Below are 17,525 nucleotides of genomic sequence, written 5' to 3'. Positions count from 1 at the left end.
CTCCTGTGTGGACGTCGATCGTTGGGGACGGGTCTGCTCAACGGAATCCGTCGAGCCGCCAGCCGTCCGGGGTGTGCACCACGGTCGCGATGACCGTGCTGGGGTTCAGTGGCACGCGCCGGCCGTCCGGGTACACCACGGTCTGTTCGACACCGATCTTGTACTGCGCGACCTCGGCGCCGGGGGCGGTTTCCGGCTGCTCCCCCGCCGCGAACGTGAACGCTTCGACCTCCGCGCCGTTGCGGGCCCAGTCCGCCCACTGCAGCGACGCCCCGGGACCACCGGCCTCGGACGATTCGTCGACGACCCGGATCAGACTCGGACCCAGCCATTTCCGGGCCCGCTCCAGGGAATCGCCGGGCTGCTCCGTCGCCGGGGTCCAGGTGAAGACCTCGCGGATCGCGGCGACTGCCACCCCGTCCGGGGTCGTCGGGTCCGGCGCCGGCGCCGCCTCCAGCTGCCGGACGGTACTCGGCGCCGTCGGCAGTGCCCCGCCGGATTCCGGGCCACCACCGCAACCGGTCAGCACGATCGCACCGACCGTCACCGCACCGACCGCGTACCACGAGGCCGACCTCCCTCGATCGTCCGCCGCATCCGAAACCCTGTTCCTCCAGGTTATCCACCGGTGCGGCCGCCGTCGCCGGATCACAGCACCCTCCTCGCTCGTGCGTCGCCGGGGACCGGGACCTGCTGCACCCCACCACCCGCGCCAGTGCGCGCCGGAACCGCCTGGATCATCGTCCCGTCTCCGGCGTGGATGCCCACGACGGCCGGACCGCGCGGACCGAAATCGCTGAACACCAGGTCACCGGCCGCAGCCCGGCCGATCGGCACCTCGATCCCGGCCTCCCATTGCTGTTCGGCGGTCCGCGGCAGGTCGATCTCACCGGACGAGGCGCGGAACACCGCCGCGGCGGTCAGCCCCGCGGCGTCGAACCCGCCGTCGGTCGGCCCCTGCGGACCACCGCCGCCCCATACATACGGGGTACCCAGCCAATCGCGGGCTGCCGCAGCGATCTGGCTGCCGTCCGCCCCGTCGGCCTCCGGAACGAACCGGCCCTGGGCGCCGGGCGCGCGGTAGCGCGGCTCCATCGCCAGGATGTTCGCCACATAGGGCCGGGTCTCGGAGTAGTGCGCGGCGTACTGGTTCGGCATCCCACCGGAGGCCAGCACCGCTCCTTCGCCCGCGTTGTAGGCCGCGAGGGTCAGGGCGGTGGGATCACCGGAGACCCGCCCCTGTTCGATCCAGCCGGCGACCTTCGCGGCGATGGCGCACATATAGCGGGCCTGGCCGATGATGGCGTCGCCGTCGTCCCATACGCTGGCGGTGCCGTTGCCGTCGGCGTCGATGACATAGGGCCGGCCGTCGGCCGGATCGATGCTCGCGGCGGTGCCCGGCAGGAACTGGGCCAGGCCCTGGGCCCCGGCGGGTGAGGTGAGCCCGCGCCGGAATCCGGACTCCTGCCTGCCCTGCGCGGCGAGCAGGGACGAGGTGATCTCGGGGCAGACGGTTCCCGCGCGGCGGTACCAGATCTCGAGTTCGGGCGGCACCGTACCGTCGGCGAGCGCACCACCGGCACTGCCGAAACCGCGGACGCATCGCGGGTCCGACGAGAAGGCCCGGGCGCCGCCCACATCCGGGGTCGGTGCGCCGTCCAGCCACGGCAGCGGGTCGATCTGGCGGCCACCGGTGAACCGCCCGCCGGGGACGATCTCGAAATGCAGGTGCGGACCGGTGGACTGGCCGGCCGAACCGACGGTGCCGATCGGCTGGCCGGCCCGCACCTGCTGACCGGCCCGCACCCGGACGCCGTGCTCCCACATGTGCCCGTACACCGCGGAGAAGGCCCGGCCGTTCACGTCCACCGAATCGACGACGATCCAGTTCCCGAAACCGGAGGCCGGACCGGCCGCCACGACCCGGCCGTCGGACACCGAGTAGATGGTGGTGCCGTCGGCGGCCGCGAAGTCGACCCCGAGGTGCCGTCCGCCGCGGGTGCCGAAGCCGTCGGAGACGGTGAAGGTGCCCGCCTCGAGCGGCAGCGTCCGTTCGATCGGCCCGGTACCGGCCGCCAGCGACGGATTCGCCGAGATCTCCGGCGCCGGCGCGTCGGCGGCGGCCCGGTCCCCCGGCGCGTAGCCGCCCAGCGGCGGCAGGGTCGGCGGTGGCGCATCGAAGATATCGGTGTCCGTACACGATTCGTCCACGGACGGGAGCACCACGACCACGACCAATGCCAGCAACCCCAGCGTCACCGTGAGCGCCAGGGTGAGTAGCGACCGGGCCGTCACCGGACTCCCTTCACGTCCGGCGCCGGGCGTCGTTGAGGGTGTCCGCGAGAGTCCGGTTCATCTCGGCTGCGGCGGCCAGTTGTTCCTGGAGCACGGCCACCTTGCGGCGCAGGGCCGCGGCATCCATCCGGTCCAGGCTGGGGCCCTCGGCGGCCCGCACCCAATTGCGTACGGAGTTGGTGTGCACCCCGATCTGCTCGGCCACCACCCGGCACGCCTCGGATTCGCTGCGCAGCTTCCCGGCGAGGGCCAGCACCTGTTCGACCGCGGCCCGGCGCACCTCGGGCGAGACCTTCCGGTAGGGCCGGTGCGGCATCATCGGCGCCACCTCCCGGTCGAGGATCCCGGCGGTGTGCTCATGATCCGCTCCCGTCGGCACCGGCCGGTTCCCCGGCGGCCGTCGCCGGGCCGGTGAACTCGCTGAACCGCTGATTCGTCTCGTGGATGCCACTTTCCCTCTCGGACAAGGTGAACTCCATGTGGAACGGGATCCCGGGCCGGCGGTCCTCACCGATCTTGAGCAGGAACTTGCCGGTGCCGGGCGGCGCCGGGCGCTGCTGACCGGGCCGCAGGGCCTCACCGGTGAGTGCCTGCGGCGCCGACCAGCTGGTGACCATTTCCTGCTCGGCGGAGGTGAACGGCACCGTACTGTCGAGCCGGTTGATCTCCTCGGCGGGCAGTGCCCCGAAGATCTTGGCGCGGGCCCGTTCCAGGAAGCCGAGCGCCTTGGCGATCGCCGCATCCGAGCCCAGTGCCTGCAGGTCCTTGATGGTGTGGCTGATCATGATCAGAGCGGTCGCGATGGATCGCTGCAGGCGGGTCAGTTCGTTGACCCGGTCGACCATGAAGTCACCCAGCCCGAGCACCTGCCACAGCTCGTCCATCACCACCTGGAAGTAGCGTTGCGGCCCCAATTCGGCATCGGCGAGCACATGTGCCGCTTCCACGGACGCGAAACCGTCGGCCCAGCAGGCGAGCATCACCGCGGCCTTGAGTTTCTTGTCGCCGGAGGGCACATGCGATACGTCGATGCACACGGCGACGGAGTCGGTGTCGATGGGCACTGTCGTCTGCCCGTTGAACACCGCACCGAACGGTCCCTGGGTCAGCGCGCGCAGCGATCGGCGCAGTTCCTTGATCGCCAGCTGGTATTCGGTTTCGTCGTCGGCGCCGGCATCCAGCATGAGCTCGTCGCCACCGGCGACGATCACCTCGAGCAGATCGGCCATGATCGGCGGCCGGTCCGGAGTGAACCCCCGGTCCGGCAGGTAGAGAATCCGCAGCGCGGTGGCGATCAGCGTCTCCTCGAAGTCGCGGACCCGTTCGCCGCGTACCAGTTCCACCAGCCCGGCGATCAGGGTGACCTGCCGGGCCCGCAGGTCCTGCAGCACCTGTTGCTGCAGGGCGGGCAGATGGTCGAGGCGGGGCACGACGGCACCGAGCACTCCGGCAGCCAGGGGGTTGAGCTTGCCGTGCCCGTAGCCGAGATCGATCACCTGCCCGCCGACGAGTTCCACCAGTTGCCGGTAGTCGGGTTTGACGTCGGCCAGCATCAACGGGGTGATGCCCTGGGCAACGCCGCCGAGCACGATCCGGCGGACCAGTGACGATTTGCCGAAACCGTTGAGCCCGAGGACGAACAGGCTGGGTGCGGTAATGAAGCTGCCCCGCATGAACCAGTTCATCGGGTCGAAGCAGACCGGGGCGCCGGTGTGCAGATGCGATCCCAGCGGGGTCCCGATCAACGGTGCACCGGCTCCGACCGACCAGGGCCACAGGCCCGCGACCTGGGCGGTGGTGGCCCGGTACTCGACCGGCCGCCCGACGACGTTCATCCGTCCGCCACCCGGTCCCGCGTACCCGAGGTCGGTGAGTTCGGCGGTGGTGCGGTCGAAACCGTCCTCGACCACTGCCTGCACCCGGGATTCGGCATTGCGCCGCCGCAGGTCGTCGGTGTGCAGCCGGAACGTGGCCCAGGCCGCCCGCAATCCGGACTGCTCCCGGGCGATCTGCTCGTAGCGGCTGCGCTCGGCCGGCTCCAGCAGCCGGGGCCCGGACCGGGTCTGCCGGGCAGCGGGTTTCGGTGCCCGCGCTGCCGCACCGGTACCCATCGCCCGGTCGGCGGCGGTATCGGCCCGGGCGGCGCGGGGTGGTCTGCGATTCCCGGCCGGGCGTGGTTTTCCGGCCTTCGGCCGATCCGGCCCGTCCCCGCGGACCCGGCGTTCCCCTTCCCGGGGCGCGCCGCTGCGCTCGCCGCGGTCCGGGCGGCGGCGTGGTGCATGTTCGCCGCGGCCCCGGTCGGGCGGTGCCGCCGCGGCGCGGGTCCGGCGGTCGTTGTCCCGGGGCGTACGGCGCTCCCGCTCGGTGCGCTTGTCCAGGCCGACGCGTTCGTCGCCGCTCACGCGCGCCGAACTCCGCACCGGCCGGGGCTCCCGTTCCCCCCGGATCCGGGGCGGGCGGTGCACCGGAACCAGATCGAGTTCGGGCAGCAGCGGATCGGCGTCGTCGCCGGTGGTGCGGTCACGTCCCATGATTGCCTCATCCCGCCAGTGCCTTCGGCACCGTCGCGTGTTCCGGCAGGATGACACCGCAGCCCAGTGAGGCGGCGAAGGCCGCCGACTGGTAGCGGTAGCATCGCCGGATCTTCAACCGTGCCTGCGTGGACAGATCCCGGGTGATCGCCTCGATCCGCGGCGTGTCACCACGCAGCGGCTCGGTGATGGTCACCAATGCTCCGAACCGGGTCACGCCGTGGCCCCGGGCCTGCTCCTCGCGGGCCTGCTGGGTGGCGCCGACCCGGAGGGTGGCCGCCGCGGAGACCACGCCCCGCTCGCTCTGCTGCGCGACCAGGGCGTTCTTGAAGTCGTCGTCGACGATCTCGGCGGCGTCGGCTGCCGAATGCGGCCGGTACACGATGGCGATCCGCTTGCGCGGCACTTCGGGATTCGGTGCCAGCAGCCGCTGCAGCACCCGTTCGTCGACGGCGCCCTCCGGTGCCGCGTCCATCTCCCAGGTGACCGACCGGGCGCCGTCGTGGATCAGGTGATCCCATTTCTCGTCGTAGGAGACCGGACCGGCGTCGTCCCAGCCCAGCCCGTGCCCGGTGGGCTCCCCGGCAGCAACCTCCAGGTCGGCCTGGGCCGCCGGATCGTAACTGCGCCGGATGAACGAGATCACCTCGTCGGCCGACATCGGCTGGGCGCGCACCCCGGCCTCCGCGAGCGCGGCACAGATCCCGGGCAGCCGCCGGCCGATCTCGACGGCTTCCTCGGCCGGGTTCTTGCGCCGTTCCGCGGTGGTCGCCTTGAACGTGATCGCCACCCGGGGCAGCAATTGGACCCGTTCCTGGGGCAATTCGGTGGCCAGTTCGTACATCACTTGCTGGGCCAGGTCCGGCGCCTCGGGGCGGGTGATGGTGGAGACCTCGGTGAGCAGCCGGTTTCCGGTCTCGGGCACCGTATCGATCACCGGGACGACGGCGACGATATCGCTGGTCTGGCCGACCGACGCCAGGAAGGTGCCCCAGGCGGCGACCCAGCGATCGATCACCGGCTGGTCCACCGCCTCGTGTCCCTGTGGCCAGGCCCGCAGCACCACGGTGTACTGGGAGAAGGCCGGCAGGTGGATCATCCCGAAGTGGAATCCACCGGCGTCGACACCCTCGTAGAGCTTCGACGGCGCCAGCAGGCCGGGCAGTTTGGTGAAACCACCGGGGATCCGGGAGAACCGGCCGCCCCGGTACACATGCTCGCCGCGACTCCGGGAGCGCATCCAGTTGAACATCATCAGTCCCGTCTCGTATCCCGAACGGCCACCCGTACGCCACACCAGCGGCAGCATCACCAGCACTCCGACGCCGCCGACGACCAGCCCCCAGGTGAACCCGCCGACCATGGCACAGATCAGCGCCGTGATCACCACGACGAAGCCGATGACCGTCTCTTCCCAGCGCAGGCCGAACAGACCTGCGCTGCGCGGCTTCTGCCACAGTCCGTACGAGCGCCGCTCGTAGGTATCGGTCGGTGTCGTCATCGCGGAATCGTGCTCCTCCCGAGATCGGGCGCCCGGTTGGCCCACCGGTCACCCGCGAGGTCCCCGGCCGCCTGATCGGTTCGGTTCGCGGTATCGGCCGCGGCCCGGGCCGCGCCCACGCGCCCTGCTGCGCGCGCCGCACCGGAGGGTACCGCCGCAGCGCCGCCGCCCCGTGGCGCACCGCCGGGCCCGCCGCCCCGCGGCGACGGCGGCGTACCACCGCCGCGTGGCCCGGCCGAGCCCCCGGGTGGGCGTGGCGGGCGGGGACCGGATCCGGTCGCCGCGACATGCCCGGCCTTACCCGGCCCGGCAGCGGCGGCCCGGGCGCTCACCGCCTTCGTCCCGACCGCGCCCAGGGCCATCGCGCCGACCGCGGTGCCACCGGCCATCACCAGACCGGAGCCGCCGGTACCGACGGTGGCGACGGCCGGTGCAACCATCCGCATCAGGGCGGGGAGCACGAACGCGACGCTGCACATCAGCACCAGGGCGACCAGCATCCGCTGGGCTTCCTCGGCGGCGGGCAGGCCTCCGGCCGGGGTGAGGTTGTCGACATGCCCGGCGGTGGTGAACGCGATCATGTAGACGATCGCAGCCACCGGTTTCCACAGCATGAACGCGATGATCCAGCCGACCAGCTTCTGATAGGACTGCTTGCCGGTACCGGTCGCCGAGGCGGCCGCGGCCAGTGGCAGCACGCCGGCGGCGACCACCAGCAGGCCCTGACGCACGATCGCGAGGACGATCTGGGCGAGCGCACCCAGCATGCCCACGATGGCGATGATCAGCACCAGCCCCGGTGAGAATGCCTGCAGTTTGCTGGTTTTCACCAGTAGTTCGGCCATGTCCTTGGCGTTGCCGCCGGTGGCGTCGGTGATGATCCACTCGGAGAACCGGTCCGAGGCCCGGGTACCGGCGACGATCACCGCACCGAGCATCCAGGAACTGAAGACGACTCGCGCGAACATCCGGAACGATTCGGCCGCCTCACTCATGGCGGCCCCGCGTCTGGCCTCGGCCAATCGGGCACCGGTGATGATCACCGAGGCGATCAGCAACAGGATCTGGACCTGATAGGTGTAGTCGTTGATCGTGGTGAACAACGCGCCGGAATCGCTGACCACCTCGTTGGGCACCTTCATCCAGAAGGTCAGCGCGAGGATCAGTGCCTCGCCGAGGCCCTTCATCAGCGAGTCCACCACGCTGCCGAAGGTCGAGTCCCAGGCCTTGTCCTTGACCGCCTCGGCCGCCTGGTCCGGATGCGCTGCGGCGTTGCCCGCCTTGCACACCGCGGATGCGGCATCGCCGAGCGAGACCCCGGGGATGGCTACGCTGTCGAGCGTGTCGTGCAGTTCGTTGCACGCTTCGTCGAACCCGTAGGTCTGGCCGTAGGCAACGGTCGGCGTCGCGATCATGACGGTGAAGATCACCGCGAGGATCGTGACGAGCCGCTGCAGCATCGTCTGAGTCGTCTGCACCGTCAGGCCCCTTCGATGGTTCGCAGGTATCACCATGTCGTCCACCCCGCTAGGGATTCCACGTACTCGGTCTGCGCATTGTTCGAGGTGGTCGGCTTGAGCCGCCAATCCCCGGATTCCCACACCATGATCAGCCGCATCGCGGCATAGAGCTGCTGCCCGTCGACCACCGGGCCGCGCGAGGCCAGCCGCACGATCGCCATATCGTCGGCGTAGTCGTCGATCTTGAAGCCGTCCGGAGCGACCAGATACCGGGTCACCCGCTCCGGCTGCTGCTCCGGCAGCCGGTCGCTGCCGAGCGCCCGGTCGTAGGCGACGAGCTGCGCCGGCGTGCTGTCGACCTGGTTCACGTACAGGTCGCGATCGGCCGGTCGGGCGTTGAGTCGGTAGGTGATCTGTGCGGCGGCCAGCGCCGCGCCCTGCGGCGTGTGGGCATAGCCCACGGCCAGGCCGTCCTCGATCCGGGCCGGGCCGTCCGAGGTGGAGAACGGCACCGAGGCACCGTACACCCGTTGCCAGCCGTACGGATCCGTGGTCCCGGCGGGCGCCCCGGTCAGCCAGTCCGGATCGGCCGGAGTCCGCTGCAGTTCCGGATCCTGTTCCAGCGGTTGGCCGGCCGGGTTGTTCGGGATGTCCACCCGGCGGCCGAACAGATCGACCTCCGCATCGGCGAAGCCGGTACCACCGGCCGCCTGAGGTGGCGGCGGAGCCGTCGCCACCGCAGGACCGTCCCCCGCAGTGAAGTAGACGATCGCGCCCCCGACCAGGATCAATGTCAGCAGGGCCCCGGATGCGATCATGCCGAAGGAGACGCGATCGCGCGCGGCCGACTCCTTCTCGCTCACTTCGGTGCCTCCAATATCACGATGTCGGGTGGTAGTTCGTCGACCGCGGCCACCGGCCGCAGGTCCGAGTCCGGCGCCGGCAGGCGTAATCGCCAGTCGGAGCCGAACCACTGGACCGTGGTGTGGTTCACCGCGCGAGAGCCGTCCGAATACTCGGTGTAGACGTCCACCTCGGATTGCTCATCGGTGTAGCCGGTTACCAGGTAGCCCAGCAGGCGGGGTGCGTACTCGTCGGCGGCGGGGCCGGTGATGGACAGCTGCACCCGGTTCACTGCCCAGCGGTCCCGGGCCGGGCCGGGCACCACTTCCCGGTTGACCACGGTCGACCATTCGTCGTCCGGTGCGACCGACAGCCGGATGGAATGGGTCACCGCGGCCAGGCCCGCGCCCCGCGGGGAGTGTTCGAATCCGGTGGCCGCACCGTCGGAGACCGAACCCGGCCCCTGGTCGGCGCGCGGCAGCGCGATGCCCTGGTAGCTGTCCCAGCGCACGCCGGTCGGCGCATCGGACAGGCCGGGACCGGGATCGTCGGACCCGCAGGCCGCAAGCACCAGGGCCGCGACACCGGTCGCCGCGACACCGATGACCGGCCGGGATCTGGTCACTGTGGAGTTCATCGCCCGATGGCCGTCCGCCGGCTCACGCGGGCAGGATCGCCAGCGCGATCCCCGATGCGGTGCTGGCGACGATCGCCCCCAGCAGGCTCATCATGATTCCGTGTGAGGAGTCGTTCACCGCCAGATCGTCGCGGAAGGCGAGCCAGAACCGTCCCGCTGCCACCAGCATCCAGGCCAGGCAGGACAGCAGCACGAACCACAGCAGCCAGTTCAGCAGTTGCATGAGCGGCTCCAGCACCTCGGCCGGCATCTGCTTGTAGGCCAGGGCGGTTCCAGCGGACAGGGTGGACATCTGCAACCTCACGTTCCGATGACGGCGTTCATGATGGTTCCGGCGCTGGTCGCGACGACACCACCGATCATCGCCCCGGCGACCATCTTCGGCGATTCGAGACCGCCGCCGGTCCACTTCTCCCAGGCGAACTTGCCCCCCGCATAGGTGATGCCGACGATGCCGGACAGCAGTACGAACCAGGTCAGGTACCGCACCAGCTGCAGGATCTTCTCCGAACCCGGAGGCGCCTCGGGCGTCGGATTACCGACTTGGGCCAGGACAGCGCTCGCCGAGTCCTGTACGGCGACGAGAATCATGCTCATCGGGGTGCCTCTCTCCCGTTCGAAGGTGTTGTCCCGCAATCACTGTCGAGCCGAAGATCACTTGTACACCAGCTGCGCCGATGGTGCATCATCCACCACCTGCCCCGGCAGCGGAGTCACCGGACAGCGCCGCACGCACGGCGGCCACCAGTTCGGTACCGAGCTCACCGATTTCGGGCGGAACCTGGTCGAGCGGGTCCACCCGCCGCTTCCGCGGTGCGGTGTCGATCCCGGGCGACCACACCGGCAACTGCTCGGCTTCCACCAGGGTCCACTCCTCGAACCACGGGACCCGCCATACCTGGCCGGCGAGCACACCGACCACATCCCGGTAGCGCCGGATCTCGGCGGGCACGCGGCCCGGCCGCGCCGCCACCGTCACCAGACCCAGTACGTCGGTGCCGGTTCCGGCCAGTCCGGCATGGTGCTGCCGCAGCAGATCGTGGGCGCAGGTCAGACCGGAGATCGTCTCGCGCGCCACCAGCACGACGAACGGCGACTCGCCGTCGAATCCGCCCGGCCAGCGCCGTTGCGAATCCGCCGCCGGGGCAAGCACATGCGCCAGCGTGCTGGCGCCGGCACCACCGTGCACACCGAGCAACCAGAACAGGGGCGCACGCCCGATTCCCGGGATGGGATGTTTCCAGATCGGCGCCTGCCGGGATTCCGGTGGCGCGATCACGCCCGCCGGTGCGGGATCTGATTCACGACGACGATGCAGTTTCATGGCTGCCGTCATGATGCCACCCCGGCGAGCAGGCTCCCATATGCCGAGCGTGTGGCCTGCGTCAAATCGACATGCCGGACGAGTTCGCCACGGGCCAGATGCGGATCGTAGGGAATCTCCTCGATTCCACGCACCCAGCCGGCCAGGTGTTCCCGCAGGTGCCCGGCCACCCGATCGTCGCCGTCCGGATGCTGATGCGACACCACGATGGTGGTGTCGCCCACGATGCTGTCCTCGGCGTCGCCGTACTGATCGTCGAGCCATTCGAGGGTCAGCCGCAACCGGTTCGCCGCGTCGACACGTGCCGGGATCGCCAGCACGAGAGCGATCTCACCGTCGTCGAGCAGGGGACGCAACTGCCGGCCGGCGATCGGGTGTCCGCCGTCGTACACCGCGGTGTACCCGCTGCCGGACAGTGCCCGCGCCACCGTGAGATAGGTGGCCCGGCGGCGCAACGGTGCGGCATCGCGCCACAACAGCCCGTAGCCCGAGGTCGACCGGGACAGACCGGCGGCGACCGGCGCGGGCCGGTCACCGCCGCGGCCGTACAACCATGATTGCAGGCTCACCGGGTGCAGATGCTTGTCCGCACCGCGCAGGGCGAGATCGCTACCCGCCGCGGTGGCGTCCACGGCGACGGTCTCGGCGCCGGTGTCGGCCAGCTCGGCGGCCAGGCCGAGGACCGTGGTGGTCGTCCCGGCCCCACCGCAACCACCGACGACCAGGATCGAGCGCCGGCGCGGCCCGGCACCGTCCTCGTCGGCGCCTCGGCGCAGCCGGACCACCGGTGCCGGTGCGGCGTCCGGTCCGCCCGCCGGGTCCGCGTCGTCCGGCGTCTCGTCGAGCCAGCGGCTCCAATCCTCTGCCATCGCTTCTGCTCTCCTCTATCCCGCCGCGATGCCCGTGATGAGCGTGCGCTCGCCCAACCGCGCCGTCCGCACGGTCTGCGTGTTGTAGGTGGCCGGCGCGTCCGCGGGGCGGAATTCGGTGACCTCGACCGCGTAGCGGTCCGCGGCCATCGTGGTGATCAGCACGCAATGCGTGGTGCCCACCGGGATGGAGTCGATCCCGCGCTGGATGATCTCGGCCGGTGCGACCGCGGCATCGGGAGTGACCACCGCCCGCGCCTGGACGGCCGAACGCGTGACGTAGTAGGCGTATTGGAAGGCCAGCACCACATCCGGCCCTGACGCGGTACTCCCGGGCTCGGCGCTGCGGACGACGGTGGCGGTCCGCTCGGTCGGGCAGGACCGGTCGTAGGCGGCGGGCCGGCTGCCGGCGGCGGGTAGTGCCGAGTCGGCCGGCCGGGCGTCCGGACCGGCCAGCAGAAAGACCACCCCGGCCGCGGCGAGGACGAGCACCAGCACACATCCGCCGAGCACGAGCCACATCCGGCGACGCGGGACCGGACGGATCGGTCCGGAGGGCGCCAGCCGCGGCGCCGCCTCGACCCCTTCGGTACCGGACCACGGAAACTCGACCAGCTCCGCTTCGTGGGCGGAATCCGGTGGTTCACCGGTCACCCAATCCGACCACCCGCCGGTGTACTGACTGTGCCGCACCGGCAACTCCGCCAGGGGCTCGGGGGCACGGGGCGCGGCCTCGGCCGCGGGCGAATATCGAGCCGGACCGTCGTCCTCACCGGCCGGTGCGGACTCCGTCGTGTCCGGGCGGTCCGGGGCGGGGGCGCCGTCGGCCGGCTCCAGCGCGGCGTACCAGCGCGACAGTTCATTGTACGACTTCAACATTCCCCCCTCTCCGCAACGCCGGGCGCATGGATTCGCATCGTCTCGACCTCTGTTTCTCGGACCTGTCGGAAGAGTCAGTTCTCGGTGAACGAGTACGTGGTGGCTTCGGGTGGCCCTGTGGGCGGAGTATCGGTAGGCGGAGTAGATGTCACGCCTCCGGATGAGGCGCCATCGGCTCCTGTCCCGAAGGGAAATTGTCCCGTACCGGACGGCTCGGACGTCGGCGACGCGCCGGGACCCGGACCGAAGATTCCGGGATCGGGTCGATCGGATCCGCCGGCCGGGGGCGCACCGGCACCGAACTCCGCCGCCAGGTCCCGGGACAGGGCGGCGAACCAGTCCGCCACGAATCGTGTCGGTGCGTCGCCTTCGGCGGTGATCGTGGCGTTGGCGTAGGCCTGGTGCCTGGAGACGGTGTCCCAGTAACGAACCCAGGTGGTGATGTCCAGCAGTTCCCGGTTGTCGGTGACGTTGCGGAGCACTTCGTGGTAGGCCTGTTCGACGAGCCGGAACCCGGTGGTCGGCGGCACCAACTGCGGAATCGCACCCGCCAGCTTCGTGCCCAGCAGGGCGATACCCGCGGCCGGATTCGCCAGGGTGGCGGTGGCCAGTTCGGCGATCGCCACCGGATTCAGCACGGTACGGACGACGGTCTCGACGGCATTGAGGCCGATCGTGCCCACCTTCAACAGGGCGGCCACGGCGTCGTTCGCCTGCAGCGGCGTCCGCGGATCGGAGGCCTCGGCCAGGCGTTGCGAGATCGATTTCCGCGGCGCCAGCGACAGATCGGCCGGTGTGGTGCCGGTGATGTCCTCGTTCACCACGGCAGTGGCTGTTTTGATGGAGGTGAAGGCGAGCGCCTGGGCGATCGATCGGAGCGAGCCGATCGGGTCACCACCGGACAGCTGCACCTGCCCCACCAGGTTGGCGACGGCCTGCAGGATCGGCGCTCCCGCCGGTGCATCGCAGGCGAGATCGCCGGCTGCGCAGAAGCTGGCCACCCGGCCGGTCAGCGCACCGAAGTTCTCGGCCCGGTCCCGTTCGGGTGCGATTCCGCCGCCCGGTGCGGCGGTGCGCGACAGCACCTGGACGCCGCCGATCTCGGCACCCGAGGTGCCGGGCGCCGGTTCGGGTTCCACCAGGCCCGGCGCGCCCGGGAACAGCGGCGCACCCGGCGTGCGGGTGGGATCGCCGAACAGGGCGACCGCGGCCACTCGATCGGGCGGCAGCACACCGACTCCGGCGCCGACCTCCTGTGCGAAGAGCGAGGCGATATGCGCCCCCTGCGAATAACCGGCGACCGCGATCCGGCTGTCCGGGCAGCGCTGCCCCACCGTCCCGGCCATCTCGCGTAGCCGCTCCAAGCCGCCGCGCACGGATTCCGCGTACGGTGCCGCACCGCCCGGCACCGCACCACCGAATCCGGCCTCGTAGGGCACATAGGCGCGGGCGACGAGTCCCGGTTCCGGCGCGCGGGCGAGCATCGGACCGAAGACGGTCGACAGCATCCCGGTGTCGGTGGTCGGCGCGGTGCCCGGCGAGGATTCCCCGGTGCCCTGGATACCCAGTGCGTACAGGGCCGGGCAGGTGTCGATTCCGAGCCGGGCGCCGGCCGGCGCCGGCTGCGCCGTGGCGGTCGCGCTCGCGGTGACGACGGTCGCGACCGAGACGGTGAACGCGAACAGCGTTCCCGTCGGCCTTCCCATGCACCGTGCCATAGCGATCCGCAATCAGTCGGAGGTGTCGAACGTGATCCGAGGAGCGTTGAAACGCCATAAACCGTAACAGAATCCGGCTATCACAGGGGATCGGCGAAGCCGCCTCCCACCGCCCCGGCACTGCCCTCGCACTGCACCACAGCAAATCTCGCCGCACTCGGCAAACCCCCGGCGAAGTCCGGGCGGTACATCTTCCGAACGCGCCGAGCACCCGGAGCGACAGAACGTCGGCGAACCGGGTCACGGATCCGCCGCAGCCCGGCGGGATCCGGCCACGCCGCATCGAGGACGGCTCCGACCGGCCGATGCGGCGTGAGTTCCCGTCCGGACGAACTCAGGCGGCGGAGGTCACCCGGTACACGTCGTAGACGCCCTCCACGTTCCGGACCACGTTCAGCAGGTGCCCGAGATGTTTGGGATCGCCCATCTCGAAGGTGAACTTGCTGATCGCCACCCGGTCTCCGTGGGTGGCCACCGAGGCGGACAGGATGTTCACCTTCTCGTCGGCGAGGACCTTGGTGACATCGGACAGCAGCCGGGTCCGGTCGAGCGCCTCGATCTGGATGGCCACCAGGAAGATCGACGACGGTGACGGCGCCCATTCGACATCGATGATGCGCTCGGCCTGTTCCCGCAGCGAACCCGCATTGGTGCAGTCGGTCCGGTGCACGCTCACCGCACCGCCGCGGGTCACGAAGCCCATGATCTCGTCACCGGGCACCGGAGTGCAGCATTTGGCCAGTTTGGCGACCGTTCCCGAGGCACCCGGAATGAGCACCCCGGCGTCGCCGGTGACCCGCTGCCGCGCCGGTGTGGTCGACGGGGTGGACCGCTCGGCGAGTTCGTTCTCGACGTCGCCGATACCGCCGAGCTGCGCCATCAGCCGCTGCACCACGTGATGCGCGGACACCTGGTGCTCGCCGACCGCGGTGTACAGCGCGGAGATGTCGCTGTAGTGCAGTTCGTGCGCCACCGCGGTCATCGCGTCCACGTTCATCAGCCGCTGCAGCGGCAGCCCGACCCGGCGGACCTCCTTGGAGATCTCCTCTTTGCCGTTCTCCAGCGCCTCTTCCCGGCGTTCCTTGGCAAACCACTGGCGAATCTTGGCCTTGGCACGCGGAGACACCACGAACTTCTGCCAGTCCCGGCTCGGCCCGGCGTTCTGCGCCTTGGAGGTGAACACCTCCACGACCTCACCGTTCTCCAGCTGGCGTTCGAGCGCCACCAGGCGGCCGTTCACCCGGGCACCGATGCACTTGTGCCCGACCTCGGTATGCACCGCATAGGCGAAATCGACCGGCGTCGACTTCTGCGGCAGCGTGATCACATCGCCCTTCGGAGTGAACACGAAGATCTCCGGCGACTTCAGGTCGAACCGCAGCGACTCCAGGAACTCCGCCGGGTCCGCGGCCTCGCGCTGCCAGTCCAGCAGTTGCCGCATCCAGGCCATATCGTCGACCTCGGTCGCGTCACCGGAGTGTTTGCCCTTGGTCTCCTTGTAACGCCAGTGCGCCGCGATGCCGAACTCGGCCGTGTGGTGCATGGCGTGGGTGCGGATCTGGATTTCCAGTGGCTTGCCGTCCGGGCCGACGACCGTGGTGTGCAGCGACTGGTACACGCCGTACCGCGGTTGCGCGATGTAGTCCTTGAACCGGCCCGCCATCGGCTGCCACAACGAGTGCACCACGCCGACCGCCGCATAGCAGTCCCGCACCTCGTCGCACAGGATGCGCATACCGACCAGATCGTGGATGTCGTCGAAGTCCTTACCCTTGACGATCATCTTCTGGTAGATCGACCAGTAGTGCTTCGGCCGGCCCTCGACCACCGCATCGATCCGGCTGGCGGCGAGGGTGTTGATGATCTCCTGGCGGACCTTGGTCAGGTAGGTGTCGCGCGAGGGCGCCCGGTCGGCGACCAGGCGCACGATCTCGTCGTACTTCTTGGGGTGCAGGATGGCGAAGGCCAGATCCTCCAGCTCCCATTTCACCGTGGCCATGCCGAGGCGGTGCGCGAGCGGCGCGATCACCTCGAGGGTCTCCTTGGCCTTCTTCGCCTGCTTCTCCGGCGGCAGGAAGCGCATCGTGCGCATGTTGTGCAGCCGGTCGGCGACCTTGATCACCAGGACCCGCGGGTCCCGGGCCATGGCGATGATCATCTTGCGGATGGTCTCCGCCTCGGCGGCCGAACCGAGGTTCACCTTGTCCAGTTTGGTGACGCCGTCGACCAGGTGCGCGACCTCCTGGCCGAACTCCTCGGTGAGTTGTTCCAGGGTGTAGCCGGTGTCCTCGACCGTGTCGTGCAACAGGGCGGCCACCAGCGTGGTGGTGTCCATACCGAGCTCGGCCAGGATGTTGGCGACGGCCAGCGGGTGGGTGATGTAGGGGTCACCGGACTTGCGGAACTGTTTCGCATGCCGTTCGTCGGCAACGTCGAACGCCCGCTGCAGCAGGGCCAGGTTCGCCTTGGGATACAGGTCCCGGTGCACCGTGGCGAGCGGCTCGAGGACCGGTTTCACCGCGGCGATCCCGCGCTGGCCGGTCATCCGCCGGGCCAGCCGAGCTCGGACCCGCCGCGACGCCGACGACGGCACCGCGGGCGCCGACTGCCGGGCCTTGCTCGCCGCCGCGACCTGCGCCGGGGTCGGCACCTTCCGCGGTTCCTGGGCGGGTTTCGCCGTCGCGTCCGCACCGCCGGCCGGTGAGGCGTCGGCCGACCTCTTTCCGACCTCTGCCTCGCCCAGCTGTCGAGTCATGCCACCGCCTCTCCACGCGCACTCGGGCCCAGCGGGCCGACTGCTGTAACCACCCGGACCACCTACTTTAGTCCTCATGCCGACCGGACCGCTGCGATCCTGCCGGAGCCGGCCGGTACCGGCGGTCGTCAGACCCGCACGATCGATGTCAGCGGGTAGTCGCCCTGGTGTTCGCGCCCGTTCAGGAACTCCAGTTCCAGCACCACACCGGCCGCGACGACCTCGGCGCCGACGCCACGGAAGAGCTCCGCGGCCGCGGCGAGGGTGCCACCGGTGGCGAGCACATCGTCGAGCAGCAGGATCCGGCGGCCCTGCAGGTCGACGCCGTCGGCCGGAATCTCCAGGGCCGCCGACCCGTATTCGAGCTGGTATTCGCGGGAGACGACGGGTGGCGGCAGCTTGCCCGCCTTGCGGATGGCCAGCACACCGGTGCCGAGGGTGGCCGCGACGCCGGCGCCGAGCAGGAAGCCGCGGGCATCTACCCCGGCCACCAGGTCGGCGTCCGGGGCGCCGGCCGCCAGGCAGTCGACCACGCTCCGGAAGCCGGCGGCGTCGGCGAACACCGGGGTCAGATCGGCGAACCGGACACCGGGGGTCGGGAAGTCGTCGTGCCAGCGGGTCAGCCGCCGCACGGCGTCGGCGGCCCGCAGGTGCCGGTCGGCCTCGGTTTCCGCGGGCTCCGCTGCCGCGTGCTTGCTCATCGGCTCCTCTTC

At 70.4% G+C, this 17,525-nt stretch carries 16 protein-coding genes; all 16 read right to left on the bottom strand.

Annotated elements, in window-relative coordinates; all coding sequences use genetic code 11:
• Nucleotides 1-37: 37 nt before the first annotated feature.
• A complete protein-coding gene (locus AC1HFH_RS10575; RefSeq protein WP_480247250.1) occupies nucleotides 38-547 on the bottom strand; it encodes a hypothetical protein in 510 nt (169 codons plus the stop codon).
• Nucleotides 548-648: 101 nt separating this feature from the next.
• Nucleotides 649-2,295 carry a peptidoglycan DD-metalloendopeptidase family protein gene (locus AC1HFH_RS10570; RefSeq protein WP_480247249.1) on the bottom strand — a complete coding sequence of 549 codons (1,647 nt, stop codon included), beginning with the start codon at nucleotides 2,293-2,295 and terminating at the stop codon, nucleotides 649-651.
• 10 nt (nucleotides 2,296-2,305) lie between these two features.
• Nucleotides 2,306-2,674: a transposase gene (locus AC1HFH_RS10565; RefSeq protein ID WP_480247248.1), complete on the bottom strand. Its 369-nt coding sequence runs from the start codon at nucleotides 2,672-2,674 to the stop codon at nucleotides 2,306-2,308.
• Nucleotides 2,652-4,826, bottom strand: coding sequence for a hypothetical protein (locus tag AC1HFH_RS10560; RefSeq protein WP_480247247.1), 2,175 nt, complete (start codon nucleotides 4,824-4,826; stop codon nucleotides 2,652-2,654). The genes AC1HFH_RS10565 and AC1HFH_RS10560 overlap by 23 nt, the downstream gene beginning before the upstream one ends.
• 7 nt (nucleotides 4,827-4,833) lie before the next feature.
• Complete coding sequence (locus AC1HFH_RS10555) at nucleotides 4,834-6,327, bottom strand: SCO6880 family protein (protein WP_480247246.1); 1,494 nt, start codon at nucleotides 6,325-6,327, stop codon at nucleotides 4,834-4,836.
• Complete coding sequence (locus AC1HFH_RS10550; RefSeq protein WP_480247245.1) at nucleotides 6,324-7,805, bottom strand: hypothetical protein; 1,482 nt, start codon at nucleotides 7,803-7,805, stop codon at nucleotides 6,324-6,326. The genes AC1HFH_RS10555 and AC1HFH_RS10550 overlap by 4 nt, the downstream gene beginning before the upstream one ends.
• A 29-nt stretch (nucleotides 7,806-7,834) precedes the next feature.
• Nucleotides 7,835-8,650: a DUF8175 domain-containg protein gene (locus AC1HFH_RS10545; RefSeq protein WP_480247244.1), complete on the bottom strand. Its 816-nt coding sequence runs from the start codon at nucleotides 8,648-8,650 to the stop codon at nucleotides 7,835-7,837.
• Nucleotides 8,647-9,267 (bottom strand): DUF8175 domain-containg protein, encoded by a 621-nt coding sequence (locus tag AC1HFH_RS10540; RefSeq protein WP_480247243.1) that lies wholly within the window; start codon nucleotides 9,265-9,267, stop codon nucleotides 8,647-8,649. The genes AC1HFH_RS10545 and AC1HFH_RS10540 overlap by 4 nt, the downstream gene beginning before the upstream one ends.
• Nucleotides 9,268-9,289: 22 nt before the next feature.
• Nucleotides 9,290-9,559, bottom strand: coding sequence for a hypothetical protein (locus tag AC1HFH_RS10535; RefSeq protein WP_480247242.1), 270 nt, complete (start codon nucleotides 9,557-9,559; stop codon nucleotides 9,290-9,292).
• 8 nt (nucleotides 9,560-9,567) lie between these two features.
• Nucleotides 9,568-9,864, bottom strand: a complete 297-nt coding sequence (locus AC1HFH_RS10530; RefSeq protein WP_480247241.1) for a hypothetical protein — start codon at nucleotides 9,862-9,864, stop codon at nucleotides 9,568-9,570.
• Between the two features lie 88 nt (nucleotides 9,865-9,952).
• Nucleotides 9,953-10,603 (bottom strand): hypothetical protein, encoded by a 651-nt coding sequence (locus AC1HFH_RS10525; RefSeq protein ID WP_480247240.1) that lies wholly within the window; start codon nucleotides 10,601-10,603, stop codon nucleotides 9,953-9,955.
• Nucleotides 10,600-11,460 carry a MinD/ParA family ATP-binding protein gene (locus AC1HFH_RS10520; RefSeq protein WP_480247239.1) on the bottom strand — a complete coding sequence of 287 codons (861 nt, stop codon included), beginning with the start codon at nucleotides 11,458-11,460 and terminating at the stop codon, nucleotides 10,600-10,602. The genes AC1HFH_RS10525 and AC1HFH_RS10520 overlap by 4 nt, the downstream gene beginning before the upstream one ends.
• Before the next feature lie 15 nt (nucleotides 11,461-11,475).
• Nucleotides 11,476-12,339 (bottom strand): DUF8176 domain-containing protein, encoded by an 864-nt coding sequence (locus AC1HFH_RS10515; RefSeq protein WP_480247238.1) that lies wholly within the window; start codon nucleotides 12,337-12,339, stop codon nucleotides 11,476-11,478.
• Between the two features lie 74 nt (nucleotides 12,340-12,413).
• On the bottom strand, nucleotides 12,414-14,045 hold the full coding sequence (locus AC1HFH_RS10510; RefSeq protein ID WP_480247237.1) for a cutinase family protein: 1,632 nt from the start codon (nucleotides 14,043-14,045) through the stop codon (nucleotides 12,414-12,416).
• A 346-nt stretch (nucleotides 14,046-14,391) separates the two neighbouring features.
• On the bottom strand, nucleotides 14,392-16,812 hold the full coding sequence (locus tag AC1HFH_RS10505) for a RelA/SpoT family protein (RefSeq protein ID WP_480247236.1): 2,421 nt from the start codon (nucleotides 16,810-16,812) through the stop codon (nucleotides 14,392-14,394).
• A gap of 128 nt (nucleotides 16,813-16,940) precedes the next feature.
• Complete coding sequence (locus AC1HFH_RS10500; protein WP_480247235.1) at nucleotides 16,941-17,513, bottom strand: adenine phosphoribosyltransferase; 573 nt, start codon at nucleotides 17,511-17,513, stop codon at nucleotides 16,941-16,943.
• Nucleotides 17,514-17,525 lie beyond the last annotated feature (12 nt).

The organism is Nocardia sp. KT25-26 (assembly GCF_056627695.1).
Note: the sequence above shows the minus strand (reverse complement) of the source record. Positions and strands in the feature narration are given on the sequence as shown.

Coding starts and splice junctions, on each gene's coding strand:
- AC1HFH_RS10500 (WP_480247235.1), bottom strand. CDS start 17,513: ATGAGCAAGCACGCGGCAGCGGAGCCCGCGGAAACCGAGGCCGACCGG.
- AC1HFH_RS10515 (WP_480247238.1), bottom strand. CDS start 12,339: ATGTTGAAGTCGTACAATGAACTGTCGCGCTGGTACGCCGCGCTGGAG.
- AC1HFH_RS10540 (WP_480247243.1), bottom strand. CDS start 9,267: ATGAACTCCACAGTGACCAGATCCCGGCCGGTCATCGGTGTCGCGGCG.
- AC1HFH_RS10510 (WP_480247237.1), bottom strand. CDS start 14,045: ATGGGAAGGCCGACGGGAACGCTGTTCGCGTTCACCGTCTCGGTCGCG.
- AC1HFH_RS10530 (WP_480247241.1), bottom strand. CDS start 9,864: ATGAGCATGATTCTCGTCGCCGTACAGGACTCGGCGAGCGCTGTCCTG.
- AC1HFH_RS10555 (WP_480247246.1), bottom strand. CDS start 6,327: ATGACGACACCGACCGATACCTACGAGCGGCGCTCGTACGGACTGTGG.
- AC1HFH_RS10535 (WP_480247242.1), bottom strand. CDS start 9,559: ATGTCCACCCTGTCCGCTGGAACCGCCCTGGCCTACAAGCAGATGCCG.
- AC1HFH_RS10505 (WP_480247236.1), bottom strand. CDS start 16,812: ATGACTCGACAGCTGGGCGAGGCAGAGGTCGGAAAGAGGTCGGCCGAC.
- AC1HFH_RS10560 (WP_480247247.1), bottom strand. CDS start 4,826: ATGGGACGTGACCGCACCACCGGCGACGACGCCGATCCGCTGCTGCCC.
- AC1HFH_RS10525 (WP_480247240.1), bottom strand. CDS start 10,603: ATGACGGCAGCCATGAAACTGCATCGTCGTCGTGAATCAGATCCCGCA.
- AC1HFH_RS10520 (WP_480247239.1), bottom strand. CDS start 11,460: ATGGCAGAGGATTGGAGCCGCTGGCTCGACGAGACGCCGGACGACGCG.